Origin of the sequence: Streptomyces afghaniensis (assembly GCF_044327915.1) — a bacterium.
GTDB classification, from domain to species: domain Bacteria; phylum Actinomycetota; class Actinomycetes; order Streptomycetales; family Streptomycetaceae; genus Streptomyces; species Streptomyces afghaniensis.
This window is the reverse complement of sequence record NZ_JBIRGJ010000005.1, coordinates 312,879-339,024: the sequence shown is the minus strand read 5'-3', so window position 1 is coordinate 339,024 and position 26,146 is coordinate 312,879. Positions and strand designations below refer to the sequence as shown.

Genomic DNA, 26,146 nt, shown 5'->3' with positions numbered 1-26,146 from the left:
TGTCCCGCGCTACGCCGGGTTGAGGAAGGAGGGCTCCTCCGGCTCGGGCACCTCGTAGTCCCGCTCCCAGCCCTCGCACTCGAGCTTCAGCGACTGGATGGCCACCGCGTTGGCGTTGGCGTCCAGTTCGCCGAGGACCTGGTACTCGCTCGGCCAGGTCCGGTACAGCTTGTGCGAGACGGCGACCTGGCCGGCCTCGTTGAGGACCTGGATCACGATGTCCTTGCGGAAGTCGGCGAGGGACACCTCCGAGCCGAGGCCCGCGCCGACCTGCCAGACCTTGTTGGCCCAGCGGTCGAACTCGGGGTCGTGCGTGACGCCGCGCTCCAGGGTGATGCCCTCGAACTCGGAGCGGCCCGGCGACTTGCGCGGGGACGAGGGGTCGCCGCCGTGGCGGTGCTTGACGACCTCCGTCGTCCGCTTCAGCGGACTGATCTTGCTGATGCCCGCGACCGTCCGACCGTCCCACAGGACCAGGAACTTGAAGTTCTTGTACGGGTCGAAACGATGGGCGTTGACCGTGAACTCTGCCATCGAAAATGTCCTCAGGGATTCCTTGGAGCGTTCGTTAGAGCGCGAACTGCCCGGACGTCTGCTGGATCTTGACGATCACGAACTCGGCCGGGCGGACCGGCGCGATGCCGACCAGGACGTTGACGATGCCGTTCTCGATGTCCTCGGCGGTCGTGGTGTCGCTGTCGCACTTGACGAAGTAGGCGTCGCGGGGCGTGCCGCCCTTGAAGGCGCCCTGGCGGAAGAGGGTGTGCAGGTACGAGGAGGCGGCGAGCCGGATCTGCTGCCACAGGTTCTCGTCGTTGGGCTCGAACACCACCCACTGAAGGCCTCGCTGGAGGCTCTCCTCGACGTGCAGCGCGAGCCGCCGCACCGGCACGTACTTCCACTCGCTGTCGAGCGCGTCGGAGCCCTCCAGCGTGCGGGCTCCCCAGACCACCGGGCCGGTCACCGGGAAGGTGCGCAGGCAGTTGACGCCGAGCGGGTTGAGCAGGCCGGTCTCGCGGTCGGTCAGGTTGACGGTGAGCGAGTGCACGCCGGCGAGGCGGGCCTCGGTGCCGGCCGGGGCCTTCCACACGCCGCGCTCGGAGTCCGTACGGGCGATGACGCCCGCGACGGCGCCGGACGGCGGGAAGGAGCGCAGCCGGCCCGTGAGGGGGTCGGTGAGCTGGAGGTGCGGGAAGTACAGGCCCGCGTGGTTGCCGCGCACGGCGTCGAAGGCGGCGAGCCCGGCCCGGGCGGTGTCCACGCTGACCCAGGTGCTCGGCGCGTCGACCAGGAGGAAGATCCGCCGTTCCTGGCACAGCCGCTGGGCGGCGGAGACGACGGTGACGGCGTCCTCCGTCTTCTCGTAGCCCGCGAGTTCGGGCAGCACGAGGAGGTTGACGTCGGCGACGCCGCGCAGCGCCTGGATGCCGGACTTGTCGGCCTCGGAGCCGATGAGGTCGCGCGGTCCGGGCGCTTCGCCGTCCTCGCCGCCCTCCAGCGGGAAGACGGGCGGGTTGACCGAGGCTTCCAGGCCCAGGTCGTTGGCGCACTCGCCGAGGAAGCGGACGACGTCCTCGGGGTCGGTGGAGCCCGCGACGACCTGGATGCGCCGGCCGAAGGCGGTGACCTCGGCGCCCGCGAAGGCGTGCTTGCCGGGCGCGTCGGGCAGGGCGCGCAGCTTGCGCTCCAGCAGCAGCGCCAGCTCGGCGACGGAGTGCGGGGCCTCGCCGTCGCAGTCGGGGTCGTGGAGCGTGAACTCCCGCTCGACGTCGCCGATCTTGACGGTGAGGTCCACGGCGAGGTCGGGCAGTTCGTGCCCGAAGGGCTTGGAGACGGTGCCGGACGGGTCGGGGCGGCCCTCGCCGACGACCTCGACGCGGATCAGCCGGGAGCCGGCGTTGACGACGGTCTGCACGTACCGGCCGTGGGACGGGTCGGTGGACAGGCCGGTGTAGCTCTCGCGGGCCTCGCCCTTGGCGTCGTGGACGCGCAGGTTGAAGGTCTCGTCGGGGCGTGGCGTGTCGTAGTCGACGGCGACGCGCAGGCCGTTGCCCCACACGCCGGGTTCCTTGGCGTGCACCTTGAGGACGTCGCACTCGCTGTGGCCCTCGGTGGACTCCAGCGTGACGCAGGCGGCCTTGCCGCTGCCGGCCTTGGCGACCCGGACGATCACGGCGACGGTGCCGCCGTTGCCGAAGAACTGGTGAACGGCGTAGCCGACGGCGCTCTGGGCGCTCAATCCCCCGAAGCGGCGCTCGAACTCGGTGAAGCTGGTGACGCGGACCGGCTCGTTCAGCGGACCGCGCCGGGTGTGGCCCACGAAGGCGGTCACCGAAGTGGTCAGGGTCGAGATGGTGCGGGTGCTGCTGGGAAGCTCTTCGACGTAGACGCCGGGATACGTCGGCTTGGCGGCGCTCACTGCACTCATCGGCATTCCCCCTCCTATCCCTGTCTCGGGCACCGGATGAAGGCACCAAGAGAGGTGAGGGAGGGACGTTCCGGCCATGCGCGAGGACTCGGGCCCCCCGCCCGTCGGCGGTGGACACGCGCGCACCTCATCAGTTCCCCCGTCAGTACCCGTGCGGTTCGGTCGCACGGGTCAAGCAGCGCGCTTGTGACTCCTGATGCTCAAGTGCTCAACCCACCTTGCTGCGTTCGGAGTTGACCGAACAAGGCAGGTTCTGGCCAGCACAGTGGAAGGTTTTGTGAAGGCAAAATTCCGCGATCCGCACATCACGCCCGCGCGCCCTCGTGGACTGGTCCACACCTCCTGCACAGCGGGGGTGATCACCCGGCGGAGGGCATGCCTGGAAGACCCCGCATTTCCGGCATCGGTCCCTCATCCACCCGGCGCGCTCCCCGGGTCCTCCCCCGGTCGTCCACCCCTCGATGGCCGGTTTCGGCGGGGCGGCATGGACACGCGCGAAGTTGATCGATGCCTTACGGGATCCACTCCCGAGTGCCCTCTTTCGACCGGGACATGCCCGACCCAAACGCCAGGCCGCGCCACCCCTTCCAGCGCGTAGAAATATCTACGAGCATGGCCAGTGCCGGACCGGCACGCGGAGCCCGAGGCTCCGCGGGTCACCGGCCCGTGTCCAGCGTGCGCCCGTCGGGGCGCTGTCGACTGTGCCTGGGGTGGCCATGCAGAGCGTGATGTGGAAGCAAGCCGTCGAGTGGCTCGCCGCGGCCGCCAGGGACCCCCAGGAGTGCAAGCGGGAGTGGGACTACGGCACGGGGACGGCACTCGTGGAGGCGGGCCGGTACTGGGACGTGCTCAGCGTCCCCGACCGGCTCGGCCTGCTCGCCCTGGACTATCTGTGGCGCGACCCCTTGAAGGTGCCCGGCCCCACCCTGGTGGACTGCGCGGCACACAGAGTGGGCTTCTTCCTGCCACCCGACCCCGTCAGCGAGTGGGTCGGTTCCGGTGTCCGGCACGTCGGCCGGGGGTCCTGGGTCGCCGTGCCGCCGCCGTACCGGCCCGCCGGCCGCCTGGAATGGCTCGTCCCGCCGGACGGCACGGGCAGTCTGCACGCCCCCGGCACGCTGGAGTCGGCCCTGCGGGAGGCCACCGAGACCCTCGCCGTGCTGGCACCGGTCAGCGCGGAGCACGCGGTGGCCGACTGCTGGTGAGGCGAGTGCCGTCGGGGGCGGCCGTCCCCGGGTGCCGGCCGGCGGTCCATGTGGTGAGCGCGGCCCAGGTCTCGCTCGCGGACGGCGCCGCGAAGGAGACCCACTGGCCGTCACGGTGCTCCGGGACCGCGTGGCCCCTGGCCTGCCATTCGGCGACGAGCGCCGCGTAGATGGGCGGATGACCCCCGTACCCGCTGGTGAGTTCGGCGAACGACCGGGGAGCGGCGTCGTTCCCGGCAAGGCGCCGCGCCGTCTCAGTGCTGTCCATGACCGGGCAACGCGACGCGGCGCGCCGGTGGTACGCGGGCCGGACCCCGTCCGTCGGGTCGAGTGAACCCGTCACCCGTACGGCGGCATGCCGGCACCGGACAAACATCCAGTGAGGCGGTCGCCCGTTCAGGACGGCATCGTTCCCGGCGAAGGCTTCCGGCGCCGTCTCCTCCCTTTCCGGCGGTCTCCTCGACCCCGGCCCTGCGCATCCGGTAACACTGACCTCAGACCGAGGACCGGGCCGGCACCGCGCCCGGAACCGGTCCTCCCGGTACGACGTACGACGGCAGGGAGAGGCCATGTCACAGCGCCCTGACCTCCGGCAGCGCAGGGCCGTGCTGGAGCACGAGTGGTCCCGCTGGGTGCCGCGGCTGAGCGTCGCGGGCGCAAGGCCGGGCGGCAGCGCGGCGTTGCGCCACGAGGTGACCGAGTCCTGGGCGCGTTCACTGAGCAGCGTGGATCCCGGGCGGGACAGCGCCCCGGTCACCGACGGCGGCCCGGTGCACCAGCGCTGGACGTCCTCACCGCTGTACCGGCCGGTCTCGGGCCTCGCCGGGGAACTGCACAGCATCGCCGAGGACGCCGGTTTCGTCACGGCGGTCACCGACGAGTCCGGCACCATCCTGTGGACCTGCGGCGGCCCGACCATGCGCCGCCGGGCCGAGCGCGTCAACTTCGCGCCGGGCGGCCGGTGGGACGAGCAGGCCATGGGGACCAACGCCCTGTCCCTCGCCCTGCGCACCGGCCGCCCCAGCTCCGTCTTCTCCGCCGAGCACCTGGTGTCGGCGCTGCACGGCTGGGTCTGCTACTGCGCCCCGGTCCACGGCCCGGACGGGCGCGTCCTGGGCGTGCTGGACCTGTCGACCACCTGGGACCGTTCGCACCCCCTGGCCATGTCGACCGTACGCACCCTGGTGTCCACCATCGAGGCCCGCCTCACCACGGAACAGCCTCGCGCGGGACAGCTACGGCTCACCTGCCTCGGCACGGAACACGCCGTACCCGCCGTACGGGAGGGCCGGCCCCTCCCGCTGCGCCCCCGGCAGGTGGAGATCCTCACCCTGCTCGCGCTCGAACCCGACGGCTTCTCCCCGGAGCGGCTGCGCGCCGCCCTGTACGGTGACCGGCCGGTCACCGCGTCCACCTTCAAGGCGGAGATCTCCCACCTGCGCCGCGCCCTCGGCGGCGGCGTCTCCCCCCGCCGCTACGCCCTGACGGTCCCGGTCTCCTGCGACGCCGTCGACGTCCTGCGCGCGCTGGAGCAGGGCGACACCGACACCGCCCTGCGCCTCTACGGCGGCCCGCTGCTCCCCCGCTCCGAGGCACCCGGCATCGAGGAGTGGCGCACCCGCCTCGAAGTGGCCGTACGCGAGGCCGTCCTGGCGAGCCCCCGCCCGGAACACGCCCTGCGCTACGGCGAACGGGCCCCGTACGACGTGGAGATCCACGAACACGCGCTGCACCTGCTCGGCCCGGACGACACCCGCCGCGCGATCGCGCGCGGCCGCCTGGTCACGGCCCGGCGCGACTGACCGCATGTCATGGCGGTCATGGCGCCAACCTTGCGCCAACCTCCCGGGAGCACAGTGAGGTCGTCACGACGGCGTGAGCCGTAACCCGCCCGTCATCTCACCGAGGAGAGCCGCCATGGTGTACGCGCAGCCCGGAACGGACGGCAGCATCGTCACCTTCGCCCGCCGCTACGACAACTTCATCGGCGGCGACTGGGTCGCCCCCGTCGAGGGCCGCTACTTCGAGAACCCGACCCCCGTGACGGGCAAGGTCTTCTGCGAGGTCGCCCGCTCCACCGCCGCCGACGTCGACCTGGCCCTGGACGCCGCGCACCGGGCGGCCGACCAGTGGGGCCGCACCTCCACCGCGGAACGCGCGCGCGTACTCAACAGGATCGCGGACCGCATCGAGGAGCACCTGGAGAAGATCGCGGTCGCGGAGACCTGGGAGAACGGCAAGCCGGTCCGCGAGACGCTGGCCGCCGACATCCCGCTGGCCGTGGACCACTTCCGGTACTTCGCCGGCGTCGTCCGCGCGCAGGAGGGCAGCATCGCGGAGATCGACGCCGACACCGTGGCGTACCACTTCCACGAACCGCTGGGTGTGGTCGGCCAGATCATCCCGTGGAACTTCCCGATCCTCATGGCCACGTGGAAGCTGGCCCCCGCGCTGGCCGCCGGCAACTGCGTGGTCATCAAGCCGGCCGAGCAGACCCCGGTCAGCCTCCTCTACGTCATCGAGCTGATCGCCGACCTGCTCCCGCCCGGCGTGGTCAACGTGGTCAACGGCTTCGGCGTGGAGGCGGGCAAGCCCCTGGCCTCCAGCCCGCGCGTGGCGAAGGTGGCGTTCACCGGCGAGACCACGACCGGCCGCCTGATCATGCAGTACGCGAGCGAGAACATCATCCCCGTCACGCTGGAACTGGGCGGCAAGAGCCCGAACATCTTCCTGCCCGACGTCATGGCCGCCGACGACGACTTCCTGGACAAGGCGGTCGAGGGCTTCGTGATGTTCGCCCTCAACCAGGGCGAGGTCTGCACGTGCCCGTCCCGCGCCCTGATCCCCTCGTCCGTCTACGACGAGTTCATGGCCCGCTGCGTCGAGCGCACCCGGGCCATTCGCGGCGGCGACCCGCTGGACCCGGACACCATGCTCGGCGCGCAGGCGAGCAACGACCAGTACGAGAAGATCCTCTCCTACCTCGACATCGGCAGGAAGGAGGGCGCCGAACTGGTCACGGGCGGCAACCCCCGTGCGGTTCCCGGCCTGGAAGGCGGCTACTACATCGAGCCGACGATCTTCCGCGGCACCAACGACATGCGGATCTTCCAGGAGGAGATCTTCGGCCCGGTGGTCTCCGTGACGACGTACGACTCCGTCGACGAGGCTCTGAAGATCGCCAACGACACGCTGTACGGGCTCGGCGCGGGCGTCTGGACCCGCGACGGCAACACGGCCTACCGCCTGGGCCGCGAGATCAAGGCGGGCCGGGTGTGGACCAACTGCTACCACGCGTACCCGGCGCATGCGGCGTTCGGCGGCTACAAGAAGTCCGGCATCGGACGCGAGACGCACAAGATGATGCTGGACCACTACCAGCAGACGAAGAACCTGCTGGTGTCGTACTCGGCGAAGAAGCTGGGGTTCTTCTAGGGCGCTGAAGTATCGAGTCGGTCAGCCGGAGGCCATTTCGTATCGACGGAGGGGTCAACAGGGCGCCAAGCAGTCGCCTCCGCCCGGCATGGTCTGCTTAGGCTCAGCTTGGCGCCGGTCCCTCGAACCGACACGGAAGCACAAGCGGTGGGCCGTTCACCTGCACGGAGCCTTCTCATCCGCACGCACGGTCACGCCTCTTACGACCGACTCAGGCATGCGAATCTCAGTGAAGGCAACAAGGATGAGCGATCACCGTAGCGGGCCTCCTTCGCACAAGGACCCTGCGGGCGGACAGCCCGGGATGACCCGAGCGGAGATGCGCAGGGCCGCCCGGACGGCGAACCGGCGCTCGTCGCGCAGGACGACGGGAAGACACGGACCGGGCGGGCGACCGGCCGCTTCTTCCCGGCGCGGGACGTCCGGGAAGAAGCGGCTGATCGACTATCCGCGGGCCGGCAGACGCGGTGCGCGGCGCTGGCTGCCGTCCTGGAAGCAGGTGCTGACCGTCCTCATGCTGCTGTTCGGCGGCACGGCCGGCGCGGTCGGCTTCGCCTACGCGACGGTGTCCGTTCCGAGCGTCAATCCGAACACCCAGCTCCAGAACAACGTGTTCTACTGGTCGGACGGTTCGCAGATGGCCAGCGTGGGCCAGTTGAACCGGCAGAACGTGAGCCTGTCGCAGGTTCCGTCCGATGTGCAGTGGGACTTCCTCGCGGCGGAGAACGCGTCCTTCTACACCGATCCGGGCGTCGACCCCCAGGGCATCCTCCGGGCGCTGTACCACATGGCGGAGGGCGGCCAGGTGCAGTCCGGGTCGACCATCACGCAGCAGTTCGTGAAGAACACCTACCTCAGCCAGGACCAGACCCTGTCGCGCAAGTTCAAGGAGATCATGATCTCTTTGAAGATCGGAGCGAAGCTCAGCAAGCAGCAGATTCTCCAGGGCTATCTGAACAGCAATTACTACGGCCGCGGGGCCTACGGCATCGAGGCCGCCGCCCAGGCGTACTACCACCTTCCGGTGGAGAGGCTGAACGTCAGCCAGGGAGCGTTCCTGGCGGCCACGGTGAACGAGCCGAGCGTGATGATGAACGCCGACGACCCGCAGGCCCGCCCCCAGGCCACCGCGCGCTGGAAGTACGTGCTGAACCGGATGGCTGCCATCGGGAAGTTGAGCCCCGCACAGGAACAGCGGTATCTGCGGGCCGGCTTCCCGGTGCCGAAACCGATGACCCACTCCGGCTCGCTGAGCGGGCAGGTCGGCTATCTCGTCCAGATCGCGCAGCAGTACGTCGAGCAGCACTCGTCCCTCACCGACCAGCAACTGAACCAGGGCGGCTACCAGATCCACACCACGTTCGACAGGCACCAGGTCGCCGAACTGAGCGCCTCGGTGGCCAGGATGCGCCAGCAGCACCTGGACCCGCGGCACCGGCCGGCGGACCGGAACGTGCAGGTCGGTGCCGCCTCCGTCGACCCGGCCACCGGAGCGATCGTGGCCGTGTACGGCGGCGACGGCTGGAACAAGGGCCACTACACGGACAACGCCAACAGTTCCGGCGTGCCGGTCGGTTCCACCTTCAAGCCCTTCGATCTCGCCGCCGCCCTGGACCACGGCGCGGTCCTCTCCCCCGGGCAGCCGCCGTCGCCGATCACGCCGGAGAGCAGGTTCGACGGCGACAACGGCATCAAGATCAAGAACCAGCAGGGACAGTACCTCCCGGACGGCAGCGACCCCACGGGACTGCTCCATCAGCAGAACGACGTCTCCACCAAGTGGGGTTACATCACCCTGCGCAAGGCAATGGAGCAGTCGGTCAACACCCCGTACGTCCAGCTGGGCGAGTACGTCGGGTACAACACCGTGGAGAACGAGGCGCTGGCGGCCGGCCTGCTGCGCAGCAGCCTCCAGTACGACACCGCCGGCTTCTACATCGGCACCTCCACCCCGTCGGCGATCCGCATGGCCGACGCCTACGGCACCTTCGCCGCTGACGGGGTCCACCACGAGCCCTACTCGGTCACCAAGGTCCTCGACGGCGGGCGGCAACTCCCGGGTTTCACCCCGCCCGCCGGTACCCGGGCCATGCCGGCCTCGACCGCCGACACCGTCACCAGCGTGCTGCGGGACGTGGTCGAGCACGGCACCGGCACCAACGCCCTGGCCCTCGGACGGCCCGCCGCAGGCAAGACCGGCACCACGGACGACTACAAGTCCGCCTGGTTCATCGGCTACACCCCGCAGCTGTCCACGGCGGTCACCATGTTCAAGGAGGGGTCCGGCAACTCGGGCCTGCGGTCCATGTCCGGAGTCGGCGGATACAGCAAGGTCTTCGGCGCGGACATGCCCACCCAGGTGTGGCTCGGCTACATGTCCGCCGCCCTCCAGGGCCGGCCCGTGAAGTCCTTCCCCCCGGCACCGCCCCTCGGCCAGGGAGCCGACGAGAACGGCGCACCGTCCGCCACCCCCTCGGCATCCCCGACCGAGCCGCCTTCGAGCACCCCCTCACCGACCACACCGGCACCGTCCCCGACCGTCACGCCGTGCAGCGACATCCCCGGCGGGTGCACCTCCCCCACAGCCCCCACACCCTCTCCCTCGCCGACCAGTCCCGGTCTGACCGGAGGTCTCCTCGGCCCGGGAGGCGGCAAGCAGGGGAACGGTGGCGGGCCACCCCACCGATGACCTGGGGCTCCGGCGCCGGCCCCTCCACAACGTCTCAGGACGGCACCGCATTCGCCGCCGCGCAAGCATTGGTGTGGGCCGTCCGCTCGGCCTGTTCGACCAGGGCCATTCTTTGATCGTTGTTGACAGGACAAATGTGTTGGCCCGGCAGCCGCGAGGGCTAGCCTCGCCACGTCCGCACCCCCTGTACCCACCCCCCACCTGAGGTGGCGGACGCCCAAGTCCCCTTTCGCACTCAAGGAAGGACTCTGATGGCACGCACCATCAGACGGTGGCTGCTCGCGGGGGTGGGAACCCTCGGCCTCGCGGCGGCGGGCGCCGTCCCCGCGACGAGCGCGGCCCACCAGGCCGCCTATCCGCACGTACGGCCTACCGTGGCCGACTACACACAGGTGACCACCAGCCAGACCCCACCCACCCAGTCGCAGTGCGCCTCAGCAGGACGCCGCTGCTTCACCCCACAGGCCATCCAGGCCGCCTACGACGTGGGCCCGCTGCACTCGGCCGGGGACGACGGACGCGGTCAGACGATCGCCATCGTGGACTCCTACGGCAGCGACACCATGGCCCACGACCTGCATGTCTTCGACCGTGCATTCGGCATCACGCCCATGTGCGGGGAAGAGGGCGTCAGCTGCGCGTCCGGCATGCCGACCTTCAGCGAGCTTCATCTGCAGGGCTCGCCCGCCACCAAAGCGCCACCGTCCACGAGCAGCAGCCCCGGGCAGGAGGACAAGAGCGCGTGGGCACTGGAGGTGGCTCTTGACGTCGAGACCGCCCATGCCATGGCGCCCGGCGCCAACATCCTGCTGGTGACCACCCCCACCGCCGAGACCCTCGGGGTACAGGGCTTCCCTCAGATGATGGCCGCCGAGCAGTACGTCGTCGAGCATCACCTCGCCACCGTCATCTCCCAGTCGTTCGCCTCCGCGGAAGGCGCCTTCGGCAGCGCCCAGTCGCTGGAGAAACTGCGCTACGCCTTCAAGTCGGCGGCACAGAACGGCGTCACCGTTCTCGGCTCGTCGGGTGACGACGGAAGCGCCGGCTCGGCCAAGACACCGGTGGGCCAGGGCGGGTCGACGCTCGCCGGTCCCGCTGTCGAGTGGCCGGCATCCGACCCGCTGGTCACCGGAGTGGGCGGCACGAACCTGTGCACCGACCCGGGCGCCACCAGCGGCAGGGTCGTCGACAGCGCCTCCCCGCCGGGGGCCTGCCAGAACGCCCCCGGCCAAGCGGAGACCGGCTGGACCGGTTCCGGCGGCGGCTACAGCAGCGTCTTCACCAAGCCGGACTACCAGTCGGGCGTGCTGCCGGCCGGCAGCACAGCCATCGGGACCATGCGCGGTGTTCCGGACATCTCCCTGCAGGCGAGTCCGTCGACGGGAGCACTGGTGTACCTGTCCCTCCCGCCCGACGGCCAGAGCGGGCTGAAGTGCGGCAGCACACCGTGCAGCACGGGCTGGTACGACATCGGCGGCACGTCACTGGCGTGTCCTCAGTGGGCGGGCCTCGTCTCCATCGCCGCCCAGATCAACCACGGTGGACTGGGACGGATCAACCCGGCTCTGTACAAGCTGGCGTCCGACCCGGCCACCTACGCGGCCGACTTCAACGACGTCACCGTGGGCAACAACACCGCCGAAGCGTCTGTCCCGGGCTATTCGGCCGGCACAGGATGGGACCCGGTCACCGGACTGGGCACGCCGAACGCGGCGAAGCTCCTGCCCGACCTCGTCAGCGCCGTGCACGGCGGCTGACCTTCCGGGCCCCAGCCGGGCATCGCGCCGCCGGCCGGCGGCGCGATGCCCGTTGCCACTGCCGGTCTCAACCGCCGCGCCGCACACGGGCCGCTTTGCGGGCCTCCGCGAGCTTGCGGGCCTCGCTGCTCCTGCGGGATGACCTGCCGCCGGAACCGCCCGCGGCGTCCTTGGTGGTGCCCAGGCCGCGGAACGGGGCGTTGTGGTTCTTGGGGCGCGGTACGGCCGGCCCGCCGTCGAGCGGCTTTCCGGAGGGGGCCCTGGCGCCGGTGATCCGGCTCAGCTCCGCCTCCCCGGACCGCACTTTGGTGACCGTGGGGGCGACGTCGGCGTCCGCCATGACCTGGCTCGTCTCGCGGCGCTGTGCCGACAGGACGAGTGTCACGACCGTGCCGGAGCGGCCGGCCCGGGCGGTGCGACCCGCGCGGTGCAGGTAGTCCTTCGAGTCGGTGGCCGGGTCGACGTTGACCACGAGGTCGAGGTCGTCGACGTGCAGGCCGCGTGCGGCGACGTTCGTCGCCACCAGCGCGGTGACCTGTCCGTTCCTGAACTGGGCCAGGGTCCGGGTGCGCTGCGGCTGGGACTTCCCGCTGTGCAGGGCGGCGGCGGCCACGCCGCTGGCCCGCAGATGCCGCGTGAGCTGGTCGACGCCGTGCTTGGTGTCCAGGAACAGCAGGACGCGGCCGTCCCGGGCGGCGATCTCCGTGGTCACGGCGTACCGGTCCGGGCCGTGCACGACGAAGACGTGGTGTTCGATCGCGGAGACCGCGCTGGACGAGGGGTCCACGGAGTGAACGGCGGGGTCGCGCAGGTAGCGCCGCACCAGCTGGTCGACGTCGTGGTCGAGGGTGGCGGAGAACAGCATCCGCTGTCCGTCGGGACGCACCTGGTCCAGGATCTCGGTGACCTGCGGAAGGAACCCCATGTCACACATCTGGTCGGCCTCGTCCAGGACCGTGATGCGCACTCGTCCCAGTCGGCAGTCCTTGCGCTCGATGAGGTCGTGCAGCCGGCCGGGTGTGGCGACGACGATCTCGGCGCCGTCCCGCAGCACGGCGGCCTGCCGTCCGATGGACACTCCGCCCACCACGGTCGCGAGCCGCAGCCGTAGCGCCTCGACGTACGGGGTGAGCGCCTCACCGACCTGCTGCGCCAGCTCCCTGGTGGGCACCAGAACGAGCGCCAGCGGCTCTTTCGGCTGCGCGCGCTGCCCGGCCGTCCGGGCGAGCATCCCCAGGCCGAAGGCGAGCGTCTTGCCGGATCCGGTGCGGCCCCGGCCCAGGACGTCCCGTCCCGCGAGCGCGTTCGGCAGCGCCGCCGCCTGGATGGGGGAGGGCACAGTCAGACCGTGCTCGTCGAGCGCACGCAGAACCTCGGCCGGCAGCCCCAGCTGCGCGAAGGACGGCGCCGTGGGCACCGCCGAAGTGGCGCCCGACGCCTCGGAGGCCTCGTCCTGCTGCCGGACATCGGCACGTGCTGATTCGCTCACAGAGAGCCTTCCTCCGAAGGGACCGTACCGGGGAAGGCGCGGCAGGGACGCGGCCACCGGCCAGAGACCACGAACGGAGACCGACACAGCGACACTGCAAACGCATAACGCTAGCACGGGACACGCCGGACGGAGTGGAGCCAGGATCATCCTGGCTCCACCCATGGTGTCGGGCATGTCACTGGAACTGTGCGAAGAACCTCCAGATCTCTGCTTTGGTCCAGGTGGTGACGCCGCTTTCGCCGGAGGAGCCGTCGACCGGACCGGGTATGTGGCCTCCGTCGAACGCGGCCCATTGGACCGGGTATCCGGCACGGCAGCCCGAGTACGTGGTCGTGATGTGCGTTCGGCTGCCCGGCCCGGGCTCGCGCGGGCTCTGGGCGGTGCAGCCGTTGTTGCTGACGAATCTGTCGCGCAGGGACCGTCCTTGCCCGATGTTGAGGACGTTGTCGCTGATGCCGTGGATTCCGAAGTAGGCGATGGGCTGAGTGCCGCCGCTGCACCCGCTGATCTGGGCACCGGAGATGACCGCGACGGCCCTGAAGACGTTCGCCCGGCTGCATGCCAGTGCGTAGCTCATACCGCCGCCCCAGCTGAATCCGGTGGCGAAGCGCTGTGCCGGGTTGACGCAGAGGCCGCTCTCGATGCGCCGGATCATGTCGTCGACGAAGGTGATGTCCTCACCGCCCGAATTGGCCCAGCCGTTGCCGAGGCCCTGGGGGGCGACGAGGATGGCGCTGTTGTTCGACTGTTCCTGTTGGCCGTAGTAGGACCAGGCGTTCCCGCTCGTGCCGCCCGAGGCGACGTCGCCGGCGGTTCCGCCCCGCCAGTGGAACGCGAAGATCAGCCGGTAGCGGTGGCTGTTGTCGTAGTTGGCGGGAACCCTGAGGATGAAGCTGCGGCTCTTGCCGCCGCTCTGAATCGTGTGCGTACCGCTCGTCAGGGTCGGGGCGCTGCCGCATCCGCCGCCGCCACCGGACGACAGCTTGATCATCTGCCATTGCTGGTTGGCGCCGCCCCAGTCGGAGTACTGCACGACGTTGCCGCCGTCGGCGGTGGAGGCGCCCTGCACCTCGACCGCCTTGCTGCTGGTGCGGTTGATCAGCCGGACGTGGCCCGCGTCGGAGTCGGCCAGGCGGAACTGCTGGTTGGCCCCGTTGTGATCGGCCCACTGCTGGATCGCGGCACCGTCCGCGGTAGAGGCGCCGGCCACGTCGAGGACCTTGCCCGAATGCCGGGCCTTGAGGCGGTAGAAGCCGCCGCCGGAGTCCACGAACTGCCACTGCTGGTTGGCTCCGTCGGTGCGCGTCCACTGGCTGACCCGCGCGCCGTCGGCGGTGGACGTGCCGGAGACGTCCAGCGCCTTGCCGCTGTTGCGATTGACCAGGACGTACCAGGCATTGGTGTCCACGGTCGCCGCCTCGGCGGGCGGCGGGTTCACCACGGCGAGCATGCCGATCGCGAGGGCGGCCGCCACCACGGCGGCGACCCGGGACCACCAGCGATGTCTGCGTGGAGGGGCGGGGGAAGCCGCACCGTAGGCCTTCATCGACTCACCCTTTCGTCTGTGGCGGGTCCCATCAGCTGCGGGTCCAGCGTTGGTTGCTGCCGTTCGAGCAGGAGTAGAGCTGGATCAGGGTGCCGTTGGCGGTGCCGCCCGCGACGGCGTCGAGACAGCGGCCGGACTGGACGCCGACGATGGATCCGTCGGAGTTGAGGCGCCATTTCTGGTTGTCGCCGCCCCAGCAGCTGTAGATCTGGACTTTGGCGCCGTCGCCGGTACCGGCGGCGTCCAGGCACTTGTTGCCGTAGACCCTGAGCTCGCCGGCGGCGGTGTACGTCCACTGCTGGTTGGTGCCGTTGTGGCAGTCCCACAGGTTGAGCTGGGTGCCGTCGGTGGTACTGGTGCCGGGCACGTCCAGGCAGCGGCCTGAACCGACGCCCTTGATCGGTCCGGATTCCGCCGGGGGGTTGGGGTTGGTGGAGCCGCCGTTGAGTGCGTTGAGGACGGCGGTGTAGGCGGGCTTCTTGCTGCCGTCGCCGTTGAACAGCAGTGGCGTGTGCTCCGGTCGCCAGGAGTCGGAGTCGCGAACACCCCAGACGGTGATGCCGAGGCAGCGCGGGACGGCCAGGCAGTCGTTGGTCACGCTCGCGTAGGTCGAGGCCGGGGCACCCTGGATGTCGAGTTCGGTGATGGCCACGTCGACGCCGAGGGCGGCGAAGTTCTGCAGGGTGGTACGGAAGTTGCTGTTGTAGGGGCTGCCGCTGTTGAAGTGCGACTGGAAGCCGACGCAGTCGATCGGCACGCCGCGCTGCTTGAAGTCCCGGACCATGGCGTACATGGCCTGGGTCTTGGCCCAGGTCCAGTTCTCGACGTTGTAGTCGTTGTAGCAGAGCTTCGCGGCAGGGTCGGCGGCGCGCGCGGTGCGGAACGCGACCTCGATCCAGTCATTGCCCGTGCGTTGCAGGTTGGAGTCGCGCCGGGCTCCCGAACTGCCGTCGGCGAAGGCCTCGTTCACGACGTCCCACTGGGCGATCTTGCCCTTGTAATGGGCCATCACGCCGTTGATGTGGTTGATCATCGCCTGGCGCAGCGCGCTGCCACTGAGGCTCTGCATCCAGGCGGGCTGCTGGGAGTGCCAGGCCAGGGTGTGGCCGCGCACCTGCTTGCCGTTCTGCACCGCCCAGTTGTAGACGCGGTCACCGGCGGTGAAGTTGAACTGGCCCCGCTGCGGTTCGGTAGCGTCGATCTTCATCTCGTTCTCGGCCGTCACCGAGTTGAACTCACGGTTCGCGATCGTCGTGTACGCCGAGTCGCCCAGTCGGCCCGAGGCGATCGCGGTGCCGAAGTAGCGGCCGCTCTGCGCCGCCGCGGCGCCGAGCGTGCTCTCGGCTGCGTGTGCGGCCGGCGGCGCGACCAGTGCGCTGACCACACCGAGGACACCGACGACCAGCGCCAGCAGCAGGCCGCGGATCTTCCGGCGGACAACGGGTCTGGGAAGGGCAAACGAGCCCATGGCTGTGCCTCCAAGGTAGAAATCAAGGAAGGACTGAAGCGCAGAGGAATGCGTCGTCCGCTCGTGGTTCGGTGCGCGGATTGCCCAGGGCCGACGCGGTTCGACATATCGAACTGAGGCCGGGTGCTCAGACCGGATGATTGAGGTTTTGACGGTGGATCGTCAATACTCCTCGCAGAACAAGTTTCGATTCTTTGCTCGAAACATTCGGGGAAGGGCGAGGCGCTGTTTGTGGACAGATCGGCGACAGGCCTTGACCAGAGGGCCCCGCATTCCTAGCTTGTGGCGTCAAAGCTTCCGGGAATCCTTCGAAACATTTCGAGATGGAGTGCCGCTGATGCGTCTGAGACGCTTACTCGCCGTCCTTGCGCCACTGCTGCTCGTGGCCACCTTCCTCGGTGCCCAGCCCGCCGGCGCGGCGACCATAGACCCCAACGCCTCGTACGTGCTGGTCAACCGCAACAGCGGCAAGGCCCTGGACGTCTACAACATGGCGACCGACGACGGCGCCCGCATCACCCAGTGGACCAGAAACGATCAGAGCCAGCAGCAGTGGCAGTTCGTCGATTCCGGGGGCGGCTACTACCGCATCAAGTCCCGCCACTCGGGCAAGGTGCTGGACGTCCACAACTGGTCCACCGCGAACGGCGGCTCGATCGTCCAGTGGGCCGACCTGAACGGCACCAACCAGCAGTGGCGGCTGGCCGACAGCTCGGACGGCTACGTGAGGTTCATCTCGCGCCACAGCAACAAGGCCCTCGAAGTACAAGGCGCCTCCACCGCCGACAACGGGAACATCGTCCAGTACGACGACTGGGGCGGCGCCAACCAGCAGTGGCAGCTCGTCAAGGTCGGCGGCGACACCCCCGGCCCGTGCGATCTTCCGTCGACATACCGCTGGACATCAACGGGCGCGCTGGCGCAGCCCAAGCCCGGGTGGGTCTCGCTCAAGGACTTCACCGTCGCCCCCTACAACGGCAGGCAACTCGTCTACGCGACGACGCACGACACGGGGACGAAGTGGGGTTCGATGAACTTCGGCCTGTTCACCAACTGGCCGGAGATGGCCTCGGCGAGCCAGAACACGATGTCGACGTCCACCGTCGCGCCCACGCTCTTCTACTTCGCACCGAAGAACATCTGGGTGCTCGCCTACCAGTGGGGCAGGACCGCCTTCTCCTACCGGACGTCGAGCGACCCCACGAACCCGAACGGCTGGTCATCGGAGCAGGTGCTCTTCTCCGGAAGCATCGGCGACTCCGGAACCGGACCCATCGACCAGACGCTCATCGGTGACGGGACGAACATGTACCTGTTCTTCGCCGGTGACAACGGCAAGATCTACCGGGCCAGCATGCCGATCGGGAACTTCCCGGGCAGTTTCGGCTCGACCTCGACCGTGGTCATGAGCGATACGAGGAACAACCTGTTCGAAGCCCCGCAGGTCTACAAGCTGCAGGGCCAGAACCGCTACCTCATGATCGTCGAGGCGATCGGCTCGCAGGGCCGCTACTTCCGCTCGTTCACGGCCACCAGTCTGAACGGCTCATGGACACCCCAGGCCGCGACCGAGAGCAATCCCTTCGCCGGCAAGGCCAACAGTGGCGCCACCTGGACCAACGACATCAGCCATGGCGAACTGCTCCGCACCAGCGCGGATCAGACCATGACCGTCGATCCCTGCAACCTGCGGTTCCTCTACCAGGGACGCAGCCCCAGCTCCGACGGCGTCGACTACGGCCTCCTGCCCTACCGGCCGGGTCTGCTGACACTGCGGCGCTGACGGCGTGACCCGGGTCCGGCTCCGGTACGGGGCCGGCGGGGCGGGCTCGGCGGAAGGCCGAGCCCGCCCGGACAGGGCGACCGGATACAGTGCGCGAGACGGCAGCCCGGTCAGGGAGGGTAAGCGTGACCGACACCAGCAGCACCCGACCCGCCGACAGCGAAGCGCGAGCTCCGCGGCAGAGCCGGCTGCACCGCCTGATGCGCTACCTCCCCCTGATCGCCCCCGTCCTGCTGTGGGCCGTGCCCTGCTGGGTGCTCCTGCACACCGGCCAGCACTGGCCGCTACCCGTCACGCTGACCGGCACCGCCCTGTTCGCCCTCGGCCTCGTCGGTATGCCGCTCGCGATGGCGCGCGGACACGGCCGGCGCCAGCAGGACCGGGCGGCGATCGTCGGTGACACCCTGCTGGGCGCCAGCTGGGTCCTGTTCAGCTGGTCCCTTCTGCTCGGCGTCCCCTTGCGGCTCGCCCTGGCCGTGACCGGCGTCGGCGAGAGTCAGGACCGGGCCCGCATCGTCACCTGGGCCGTCCTCGGCACCACCGCCGCACTCCTCGCCTGGGGGTACGCCGAAGCCCGCCGCGTGCCGCGCGTGCGCCGACTCGACGTGCGACTCCCGCGGCTGGGTGCCGGGTTGGACGGCCTCCGCGTCGTCCTCATCACCGACACCCACTACGGCCCGCTCGACCGCACCCGCTGGTCGGCCCGGGTGTGCGAGACGGTGAACACCCTGGACGCCGACCTGGTCTGCCACACCGGCGACATCGCGGACGGCACGGCCGAGCGCCGCCGCGCCCAGGCCGTCCCACTCGGTACCGTGCGGGCCACCAGGGCCCGTGTCTACGTCACCGGCAACCACGAGTACTACAGCGAGGCCCAGGGCTGGGTCGACCTGATGGACGAGCTGGGCTGGGAGCCGCTGCGCAACCGCCATCTGCTGCTCGAACGCGGCGGCGACACCCTCGTGGTCGCCGGCGTGGATGACGTCACCGCCGAGTCGTCCGGCCTGGCCGGCCACCGCGCCCACCTCGCCGGAGCCTTGGACGGCGCCGACCCCGACCTGCCCGTCCTGCTCTTGGCGCACCAGCCCAAGTTCGTCGACCGGGCCGCGGCCGACGGCATCGACCTCCAGCTCTCCGGCCACACCCACGGCGGCCAGATCTGGCCCTTCCACCACCTGGTCCGCATCGACCAGCCCGCCCTCGCCGGCCTCAGCCACCACGGCACCCGCACCCTGCTCTACACCAGCCGCGGCACCGGCTTCTGGGGCCCGCCGTTCCGCGTCTTCGCCCCCAGCGAGATCACCCTGCTCGTGCTCCGCTCCCCGCACGCGCCCACCTCGCCGTAGCACCGGGCCGACCGCTCCAACGCGTCATATCCGCTTCGCGGTGGAGAGCCGGAAAGCGGCGCGCGTCCACTCGCGCCGAGTGCGCCCGGCGGCGCTGGTCCGCGGCCGTCGTCAGGCGCGTGCGAGCCGAGCGGCACATGGTTGCCAGCGCGCAGCTCTTAACGTTTCTTCCGGTAGGCACACCCCCGAGCGGCACGACGATGCGGTGCCGACAACAACCTCGGGGCGGGCTGCCCGCACTCCGGCGAATTCGGAATTCTCATATCATGTGAGCTTCACGAACGCCCTTGCCATCGCCTCACGGTCTGCAGCTAGCTAGGTGCTGCGCCCCCCTCCTGTTCCGGGTTCCACATGAGCCCGGAGCCGACCGGCAGCAAACCGGGCGGTCGCCTGGTTGTCGGTCAGGGAGGCGGGCGGGATTCCGCACGTGAGGAGTAGTCATGAAGAAGTCCTACGAGGCGCCGACGCTCGTCCGGCTGGGTACGTTCCGCAAGGAGACGGGGCTCCTGCAGCGCTCCGGCCGGGACCGTCTCATCCTCAGCAAGAACTGACGGCCGGTCCTTGACCCGACGTCATGGCTGAACTGCACGAAAGTGCGGGGACGGGCCCCGGCGACGCGCACTTTGCGGTCTTCACCGACCGTACGGACGCGGCCGCCGTGGCCCGCTCCTTCGCCCGCCCCGGCAGCCGGACCCTCACGCATGCCTCGGGCCGGCCCTGGCTGGTCGGCCACTGGCACGACGACGAGATCGTCACGGCCTGCGCCGGCCGCACCGCCGTCGCCGTCGTCGGCTGCTGCCCGGTCGACGCCCACGAACTGCGCCGCCGCGCCGCACGGCTGCGTGATCTCGCCGAACTCGACGCACTGGCCCGGTCCCTGCCCGGCAGTTTCCACCTCATCGGTGCCCTCGACGGACAGGTCAGGGTGCAGGGCACCGCCTCCGGACTGCGCCTGGTCTTCCACGCGGAGATCGACGGCGTCCGGGTGGCCGCCACCCGTGCCGACACGCTCGCCGCCGTCCTGGGCGCCGAACCCGACGTGCGGGAGCTGGCCGTGCGGCTGTTGTGGCCCGCCCCCTACCCGCTGTCCGAGACGTCCCTGTGGCGTGCGGTCACCGCCGTGCCCCCGCAAAGCGCCGTGGTGGTCGCCGCGGACGGGCGCACCGTACGGCACACCCGGTGGTGGACGCCGCCGGAGCCGGTGCGGACCCTCGCCGAATCGGCGCCCCTGATCCGGACGGCTCTTCAGGAGGCCGTCGGCGCGCGTACCCGGCAGGGCGGCGTGGTGAGCTGCGATCTGTCCGGCGGCCTGGACTCGACCTCCGTCTGCTTTCTGGCCGACCGCTCCCCCGCCCGCGTGGTGGCCAGCACATGGCCGGGGCGCGATCCGGCGGACACCGACCTGCACTGGGCCGAGCAGGCGGCCGGCCACCTCCCCGACGTCGAGCACGTGGTCTGGGACGCCGAAGCCTCGCCGCTGGTCTACGAGGACCTGCTGGACATCGACGACCTCCTCGACGAGCCCACCATCGGTGTCATGGACCGCTCCCGGGTCCTGCACCACCTGCCCGGCCTCGCCGCGCGCGGCAGCCGGCTGCATCTGACCGGCATCGGCGGCGACCACGTGGCCTGGTGCTCCGAGGCGTACTACCACCGGCTGGTGCGCACCCGTCCGCTGTTCGCCCTGCGCCAGTTGCGTGGCTTCCGCGCGCTGTGGCAGTGGCCGCTCGGCGGCACGGTCCGCGCACTCGCCGACTCCCGGGCGTACGGGAAGTGGCTCGCCGGCGCCGCCGGCCGGCTGCGTGGCCCGTTGCCCCCGTCCGTGGCCACGGGTCTCGGCTGGGGCATGGCGCCGCGCGTGTTCGACTGGGTGACTCCCGAGGCCGAGCGGATGGCCCGCCGGGCACTGCTCGAGGCCGCGGCGACGGCCACACCGCTGCATCCGGACCGTGGCCTGCACGCCGACCTGGAGCAGATCCGCTCGTGCGGCCGCGTCATCCGGCAGTGGGACAGGATGGCGGCCCGCGCCGGCCTGCCGATGGCCTCTCCCTTCCTCGACGACCGCGTCATCGAGGCGTGTCTCGCCGTCCGCCCGAGCGAGCGGGTCACGCCCTGGCGGTACAAGCCCGTACTGAGCGCCGCGATGCGGGGGATCGTGCCCGAGGCCTGCCTGCGGCGGTCCGACAAGGCCACAGCCACCATGGACGCCTCCAACGGGCTGCGCGAACACCGCGGCGACCTGATGGTGCTGTGGGAGGGCTCGCGGCTGGAGGAACTGGGCCTGGTGGACGGTGCCGAGCTCCGCCGTCTCGCCCGGCGGCCCGCCTCGCCGGGGCTGTCCGACGCCATCCTCTACTCCACGATCGCCGCCGAGGTGTGGCTGCGGGGCCTCGACCGCGACCGCACCCGCCTCCCCCATACGTGACCGGATCCCCACGTCAGAAAGGCCCCCACATGCCCCTGCGGTTCGGCGACAACGTCGCGACGGCCGAGACCGACTACGGCGCGGTACTGCTGGACGAACAAGCCGGCGTCTACTGGGAGTTGAACCCGACCGCCACCCTGGTGGTGCGGACGCTGCTCGACGGCGGCGAGGAGACGGACGCGGCCGCCGTCCTGGTCCGGGAGTTCGACATCGACCAGGCGCAGGCCCTGCGGGACGTCGAGGCGCTCGTAGGGCGGCTGCGGAACTCGGGGCTGGCCTCATGACGACGCCCAGCGCGCTGGAACGGCCCACCGGTGTGCCCCTGGCCCGGCGCCTGGCCGCCCGCCTCGTCCTGCTCCCCGCCGTCGCCCTCGCCCTCCTGCCGCCCCGGCGCATCCGCACCGTACTCGGCGTCCTGCGGCGCGGGGCCGCACCCGCCACCACCGCGCAGGCCCAGAACGCCCGCGATGCCATGTGCGCCGCCAGCCTGCGCTGTGCCGGACCGAAAGGGTGCCTGCCCCGCTCACTGGGGGCGGCACTGCTGTGCCGGCTGGGAGGAACGTGGCCGACCTGGTGCACCGGGGTGCGTGTCGTGCCGCCCTTCACCGCGCATGCCTGGATCGAGGCCGAAGGCCGTCCCGTCGGCGAAGGTGTGCCGGAGGGCTACTTCGCCCGGCTGGTGGCCGTGGCCCCGTGGTCACGGCCGACGGACCGATGACCGGTACGACGGAGGTGAACGGCGAGGCGGCAGCGGTCTCCGGCATCGACAAGTCGACCCGGGCGGCAGTGGTGACGATGTACCGGCTCACCACCGGGCGCCGGGGTGTCATCACCGTGGCCACCGTGCTGACGCTCGCCGGCTCCGCGCTGGGCCTCGCCCAGCCGCTCGTCGCCAAGCACGTCGTGGACGCGAGCGGCCGCGGACAGGTCATCTGGCCGCTGCTGGCACTCCTCGGCGCGCTGTTCGTCACCGAGGCGGCGACGGGAGCCGCGGGGCGCTTCATCCTGGAACGGATGGGCGAGGGTGTCGTACGGCAGCTCAGGCACGGGCTGGTGGGACGGCTGCTCCGGCTGGAGATGAGGGAGTACGGCCGCCACCGCAACGGCGACCTCATCTCCCGCGTGACGACCGACACCACCCTGCTGCGGGAGGTCGTGTCGCAGGCCTTGGTGGACCTGGTCACGGGAAGCCTCGTCGCCGCCGGGGCGATCGTCCTCATGGCGTGGCTCGATCCCCTGCTGCTGCTCCTGGTCGCCGTCACCGTGGCCGCGGCGGCCGTGATCGTCGCTTCTCTGCTCACGGGGATCCGACGCGCGTCCGAACACATGCAGGACTCGATCGGTGCCATCGCCGCCGACCTGGAACGCGCCCTCGGCGCCCTGCCGATGGTGCGCGTGCACCGGGCCGAGGAGCGCGAGGCGGCCGACATCGGCGCACGCGTCGAGGCGGCCTACGGGGCGGGCGTACGCACCGCGAAGCTGGCCTCGGTCATGAGCCCCGCCGTCGAACTCGCCGTCCAGGGGTCCTTCCTCATCGTCCTGGTCGTCGGCGGCCTGCGCGTCAACGGCAACGCCGGCTCCCTCGGCGACCTCGTCGCCTTCCTGCTCTACGCCTCGTACCTCGTCCTGCCGCTGTCCTCCGTCTTCCGTGCCGTGGGCCTCATCCAGCGCGGGATGGGCGCCTACCAGCGCATCGACCAGGCGCTCCGTCTGCCGGTCGAGCCCACCGCACCGCTGATCCCACGAGTCCGCGCGCACCCGCCCCGGCCGGTCAGGCCGTCCGCCTCCCCCGAACAGCCGGCCCTCGCCCTGCAGGACGTCCGCTTCGGCTACGACCCCGCACGGCCGGTGCTACGCGGTGTCTCGTTCGCCGTCGCGCACCGGCAGCACGTCGCCCTGGTGGGCCGGTCGGGAGCCGGCAAGAGCACGGTGTTCGCCCTGGTGGCCAGGTTCTACGAGCCGGACGCGGGTGCCTTGCTCTTCGACGGGCGGCCCGCCGCCGAACTCACCCGTGAGGCATGCCGCCGGCGCATCGCCGTCGTCGACCAGAACACGCACGTCGTCCACGGCACCCTGCGGGACAACATCGCCTACGCCGTGCCTGACGCCACGGAAGCGGAGATCCGGCGCGTTGTCGAACTGGCCCGACTGGAAGAGGTCGTCGACCGGCTGCCCGGCGGCCTGACCGCCGTCGTCGGCGAACGCGGCAGCACCCTCTCCGGCGGCGAACGCCAACGCATCGCCCTTGCCCGCGCGTTGCTGGCCCGCCCCGCGTTGCTCCTGCTGGACGAGCCCACCTCCCACCTCGACGCGATCAATGAATCGGCGCTCACCACCGTCATGAAGGACGTCGCCCAGGAGTGCGCCCTGCTGGTCATCGCCCACCGGTTGTCCACCGTGCAGCACGCCGACCACATCGTCGTGCTGGACGACGGCCGCACCGCCGCCGGCGGACGCCACGAGGAGTTGCTGGCCGGCAACGCCCTCTACCGCGAACTGGCCGCGAGCCAGATGCTCCGGCCGGGCGGGGAACCCGACAGCGGCGGCGGACCGGTGACCGCCGGTTGAAGCCGTGCCGTCCCAGGGGCCCGGGGCGGCACGGGAGGTGGTGGGCCTACGACAGGTCCCTGGTCATGCTCGCGACCAGGCGGCCGACCTCGAAGCCCTCCAGGTGGGCGGTGTGTGCGGAGGCGGCGCCCTGGACCATCAGGTCGGCCTGGCCGCCGGTGAGGTCGACGGAGGCGCGGGGGCGCTGGTCGAGGTAGACGTCGACGCGGTCGACGTTCTCCGCCGCGAGCCTCAGATGGAGCGCGCCGTCGGCGGGGGCGGCCTCCGTGATCGTCACGGCGTGCGGAGGCAGACCCTGCAGGAGCCGGCCCGCGTGGTCCAGGAGGTCGGTGTTGCCCTCCAGCAGGTCGCGGCGCGTCATACGGTGCAGCTCGTCGGGGACGACTCCCAGGTCCTCCACCGGCGTGCCCGAGTTCGGGCCGACCCGCAGCGTGCGGCGTATCGACACCCGCATCCCGGCGCCCTTCGGCAGAGGCGTGTAGGGCGTGCCCGGGTCGTCCGCCAGGAACTGGGACAGCAGGTCATGCGTCCAGACGTTGGCGCCGCCGGCGCCGGTGTTCTCGTCGGTGCCGAGCACGGGGCCGATGCCGTGGTCCTGGAAGCCGGCCGCGAAGATGTCCGTGGCCGAGTAGCACCGGGCGTTGGTGACGAGCACGACAGGCCCGAAGTACTGCTGCCCGATGGCGTTGGCGCCGTTCTCGGGACTGATCGGGAAGGCGCCGGAGTAGACCGAGCCGGTCTCGACGGCCTGTTCCATGGACGGCACCCAGGGGCCCAGATCCAGTCCCGGACCGCCCTGGAACCGCCGGCAGATCCGCAGATTGAGCGGGGTGTTGACGAACTGCACCGGTTCGGGGGCGATCCGGCGCGGCGTCAGCGTCTGCAGGGTGAACTCGGCCGCGTGGATGTGCCCTCCGCCGTTGTCCCGGACGTCCACGATGAGCCCGCCCTGCGGCAGTTGCCGGATGAGCCGGACGAACTCGGCGACGAACGTGCCGGGGCTGCTGACGTTGAACGTGAAGATGCGGATGTGGCCGAAGGTTCCGGACGGCGTGGTGACGGCCCGGGCCCGGAACACCTTGGGCATGCTGGTGGCGATCTCGCCCGCCCCCAGGTCCGGCAGGGCTTCGTCCGCCTCGGCGGCCCGCTCCTGGGCGACCACCCGGGGAGCGAACAGCAGCACCTTGGCCCGCTGGGTCTCGTCCCCGTCGAGGTCCAGGCCCTGGGAGACGGCCGTGTCCCGGTCGGCGGACACGAACGAGGGCAGGTTCTCGACGACCTGCCAGCTCTGCCGGAGTTCCCGGGCCGTTCCGGCGAGGTCGATGTAGCTGACGGTCACCCACTCCTCCAGCGGCGGAAGATGGATGACGAGCGGCCGCACGGTCAGCGACTGCACACCCCGGCTGCGCCGCGCCGCCGTGTTGCTGCCGGCGAACCGGGCCGCGTTGAGGTCGACGGCGTCCAGAATGGGGATGCCGCTCCAGTGGGTGATCTCGACTCCGGGCTCGAACCCCGGGGCCGAGAAGCCGCTCGCCACATGGGTGACCAGGAACCGGGTGCGGTCCCCTTCCGTGCAGGACTCGACCAGGAACGGAAGGAAGGCGATCTTGTCGTTGAAGGGGTCGGGCAGCAGGTAGTTGGTGTGCAGGTCCCGCACCGAGTGGAAGATCTCCGACATCTCCGCGTGGAACAGCCACTCCCTCGGCATGGTCTGCGGTGTCTGCCGCTCCATGCGCCGGCGCAGCAGCCGCAGCCGCTGGACCGGGTTGACGGCGTGCATCGCGGTCTTCAGGGGCAGATGGACGTAGTTCTGCTCCAGCAGGACCAGGGCCTGGTCGACGAGGAGCCGACGGTCCTCCAGGGACAACTGGGAGGCGCCCTGCAGGAAGGCGGGCAGGGGGGCCGCGCCGAGCAGGTGGTCACGTACTGGTTCCGCCGCGTTCCGGAGGAACTCGGGTGCGTTCTCATGAACCGGTTCGGGCATGGTGATGCGCCGGCCTTTCA

The 26,146-nt window shown here is 70.6% G+C and carries 19 protein-coding genes; 12 read left to right on the top strand and 7 right to left on the bottom strand.

Annotated features, from left to right (window positions below; all coding sequences use genetic code 11):
• Positions 1–9 precede the first annotated feature (9 nt).
• Together ACH4G3_RS20220 and ACH4G3_RS20215 are read right to left on the bottom strand one after the other, a co-directional pair.
• The gene (locus tag ACH4G3_RS20220) at positions 10–534 is read right to left on the bottom strand and encodes a phage tail protein (RefSeq protein WP_004003113.1); all 525 of its coding nucleotides are present in this window, start codon (positions 532–534) and stop codon (positions 10–12) included.
• A gap of 34 nt (positions 535–568) precedes the next feature.
• Entirely contained in the window at positions 569–2,434 is a 1,866-nt protein-coding gene (locus tag ACH4G3_RS20215) for a phage tail sheath family protein (protein ID WP_397625782.1), read from the bottom strand.
• Between the two features lie 710 nt (positions 2,435–3,144).
• On the opposite strand from ACH4G3_RS20215, the gene ACH4G3_RS20210 reads away from it, so the two are divergent.
• Complete coding sequence (locus ACH4G3_RS20210; protein ID WP_397626170.1) at positions 3,145–3,633, top strand: hypothetical protein; 489 nt, start codon at positions 3,145–3,147, stop codon at positions 3,631–3,633.
• On the opposite strand, the gene ACH4G3_RS20205 is transcribed toward ACH4G3_RS20210, so the two are convergent.
• Positions 3,599–3,901, bottom strand: coding sequence for a hypothetical protein (locus tag ACH4G3_RS20205; protein ID WP_020276124.1), 303 nt, complete (start codon positions 3,899–3,901; stop codon positions 3,599–3,601). The genes ACH4G3_RS20210 and ACH4G3_RS20205 overlap by 35 nt on opposite strands.
• 301 nt (positions 3,902–4,202) lie before the next feature.
• On the opposite strand from ACH4G3_RS20205, the gene ACH4G3_RS20200 reads away from it, so the two are divergent.
• The 4 genes from ACH4G3_RS20200 to ACH4G3_RS20185 all read left to right on the top strand — a co-directional run bounded on the left by ACH4G3_RS20200 (position 4,203) and on the right by ACH4G3_RS20185 (position 11,514).
• Positions 4,203–5,435 carry a transcriptional regulator gene (locus ACH4G3_RS20200; protein WP_397625781.1) on the top strand — a complete coding sequence of 411 codons (1,233 nt, stop codon included), beginning with the start codon at positions 4,203–4,205 and terminating at the stop codon, positions 5,433–5,435.
• Positions 5,436–5,550: 115 nt separating this feature from the next.
• Positions 5,551–7,068, top strand: a complete 1,518-nt coding sequence (gene adh, locus ACH4G3_RS20195) for an aldehyde dehydrogenase (protein WP_397625780.1) — start codon at positions 5,551–5,553, stop codon at positions 7,066–7,068.
• Between the two features lie 304 nt (positions 7,069–7,372).
• A complete protein-coding gene (locus ACH4G3_RS20190) occupies positions 7,373–9,757 on the top strand; it encodes a transglycosylase domain-containing protein (protein ID WP_397625779.1) in 2,385 nt (794 codons plus the stop codon).
• Between the two features lie 251 nt (positions 9,758–10,008).
• The gene (locus tag ACH4G3_RS20185; RefSeq protein ID WP_397625778.1) at positions 10,009–11,514 is read left to right on the top strand and encodes a S53 family peptidase; all 1,506 of its coding nucleotides are present in this window, start codon (positions 10,009–10,011) and stop codon (positions 11,512–11,514) included.
• A 67-nt stretch (positions 11,515–11,581) separates the two neighbouring features.
• On the opposite strand, the gene ACH4G3_RS20180 is transcribed toward ACH4G3_RS20185, so the two are convergent.
• The 3 genes from ACH4G3_RS20180 to ACH4G3_RS20170 all read right to left on the bottom strand — a co-directional run bounded on the left by ACH4G3_RS20180 (position 11,582) and on the right by ACH4G3_RS20170 (position 16,020).
• Entirely contained in the window at positions 11,582–13,003 is a 1,422-nt protein-coding gene (locus ACH4G3_RS20180; protein WP_397625777.1) for a DEAD/DEAH box helicase, read from the bottom strand.
• 178 nt (positions 13,004–13,181) lie between these two features.
• A complete protein-coding gene (locus tag ACH4G3_RS20175) occupies positions 13,182–14,552 on the bottom strand; it encodes an RICIN domain-containing protein (RefSeq protein WP_397625776.1) in 1,371 nt (456 codons plus the stop codon).
• 31 nt (positions 14,553–14,583) lie between these two features.
• The gene (locus ACH4G3_RS20170) at positions 14,584–16,020 is read right to left on the bottom strand and encodes an endo-1,4-beta-xylanase (RefSeq protein WP_397625775.1); all 1,437 of its coding nucleotides are present in this window, start codon (positions 16,018–16,020) and stop codon (positions 14,584–14,586) included.
• 337 nt (positions 16,021–16,357) lie between these two features.
• Here ACH4G3_RS20170 and ACH4G3_RS20165 point away from each other — a divergent pair, with 337 nt between their 5' ends.
• From ACH4G3_RS20165 to ACH4G3_RS20135, 7 genes are all read left to right on the top strand, one after another.
• Positions 16,358–17,803: a non-reducing end alpha-L-arabinofuranosidase family hydrolase gene (locus tag ACH4G3_RS20165; RefSeq protein WP_397625774.1), complete on the top strand. Its 1,446-nt coding sequence runs from the start codon at positions 16,358–16,360 to the stop codon at positions 17,801–17,803.
• Positions 17,804–17,928: 125 nt separating this feature from the next.
• Complete coding sequence (locus ACH4G3_RS20160) at positions 17,929–19,149, top strand: metallophosphoesterase (protein ID WP_397625773.1); 1,221 nt, start codon at positions 17,929–17,931, stop codon at positions 19,147–19,149.
• A gap of 440 nt (positions 19,150–19,589) precedes the next feature.
• Positions 19,590–19,700 carry a keywimysin-related RiPP gene (locus tag ACH4G3_RS20155; RefSeq protein WP_354740087.1) on the top strand — a complete coding sequence of 37 codons (111 nt, stop codon included), beginning with the start codon at positions 19,590–19,592 and terminating at the stop codon, positions 19,698–19,700.
• A gap of 23 nt (positions 19,701–19,723) precedes the next feature.
• Positions 19,724–21,574, top strand: coding sequence for a lasso peptide isopeptide bond-forming cyclase (locus ACH4G3_RS20150; protein WP_397625772.1), 1,851 nt, complete (start codon positions 19,724–19,726; stop codon positions 21,572–21,574).
• Positions 21,575–21,603: 29 nt separating this feature from the next.
• Positions 21,604–21,858 (top strand): lasso peptide biosynthesis PqqD family chaperone, encoded by a 255-nt coding sequence (locus tag ACH4G3_RS20145; RefSeq protein ID WP_397625771.1) that lies wholly within the window; start codon positions 21,604–21,606, stop codon positions 21,856–21,858.
• A complete protein-coding gene (locus ACH4G3_RS20140; RefSeq protein ID WP_397625770.1) occupies positions 21,855–22,292 on the top strand; it encodes a lasso peptide biosynthesis B2 protein in 438 nt (145 codons plus the stop codon). Before ACH4G3_RS20145 ends, ACH4G3_RS20140 begins: the two co-directional genes overlap by 4 nt.
• Positions 22,289–24,142 carry an ABC transporter ATP-binding protein gene (locus tag ACH4G3_RS20135; protein ID WP_397625769.1) on the top strand — a complete coding sequence of 618 codons (1,854 nt, stop codon included), beginning with the start codon at positions 22,289–22,291 and terminating at the stop codon, positions 24,140–24,142. The genes ACH4G3_RS20140 and ACH4G3_RS20135 overlap by 4 nt, the downstream gene beginning before the upstream one ends.
• Positions 24,143–24,188: 46 nt before the next feature.
• Here the strand turns inward: ACH4G3_RS20135 and ACH4G3_RS20130 are convergent, their stop codons facing one another.
• Positions 24,189–26,126 (bottom strand): S41 family peptidase, encoded by a 1,938-nt coding sequence (locus ACH4G3_RS20130; protein ID WP_397625768.1) that lies wholly within the window; start codon positions 26,124–26,126, stop codon positions 24,189–24,191.
• Positions 26,127–26,146 lie beyond the last annotated feature (20 nt).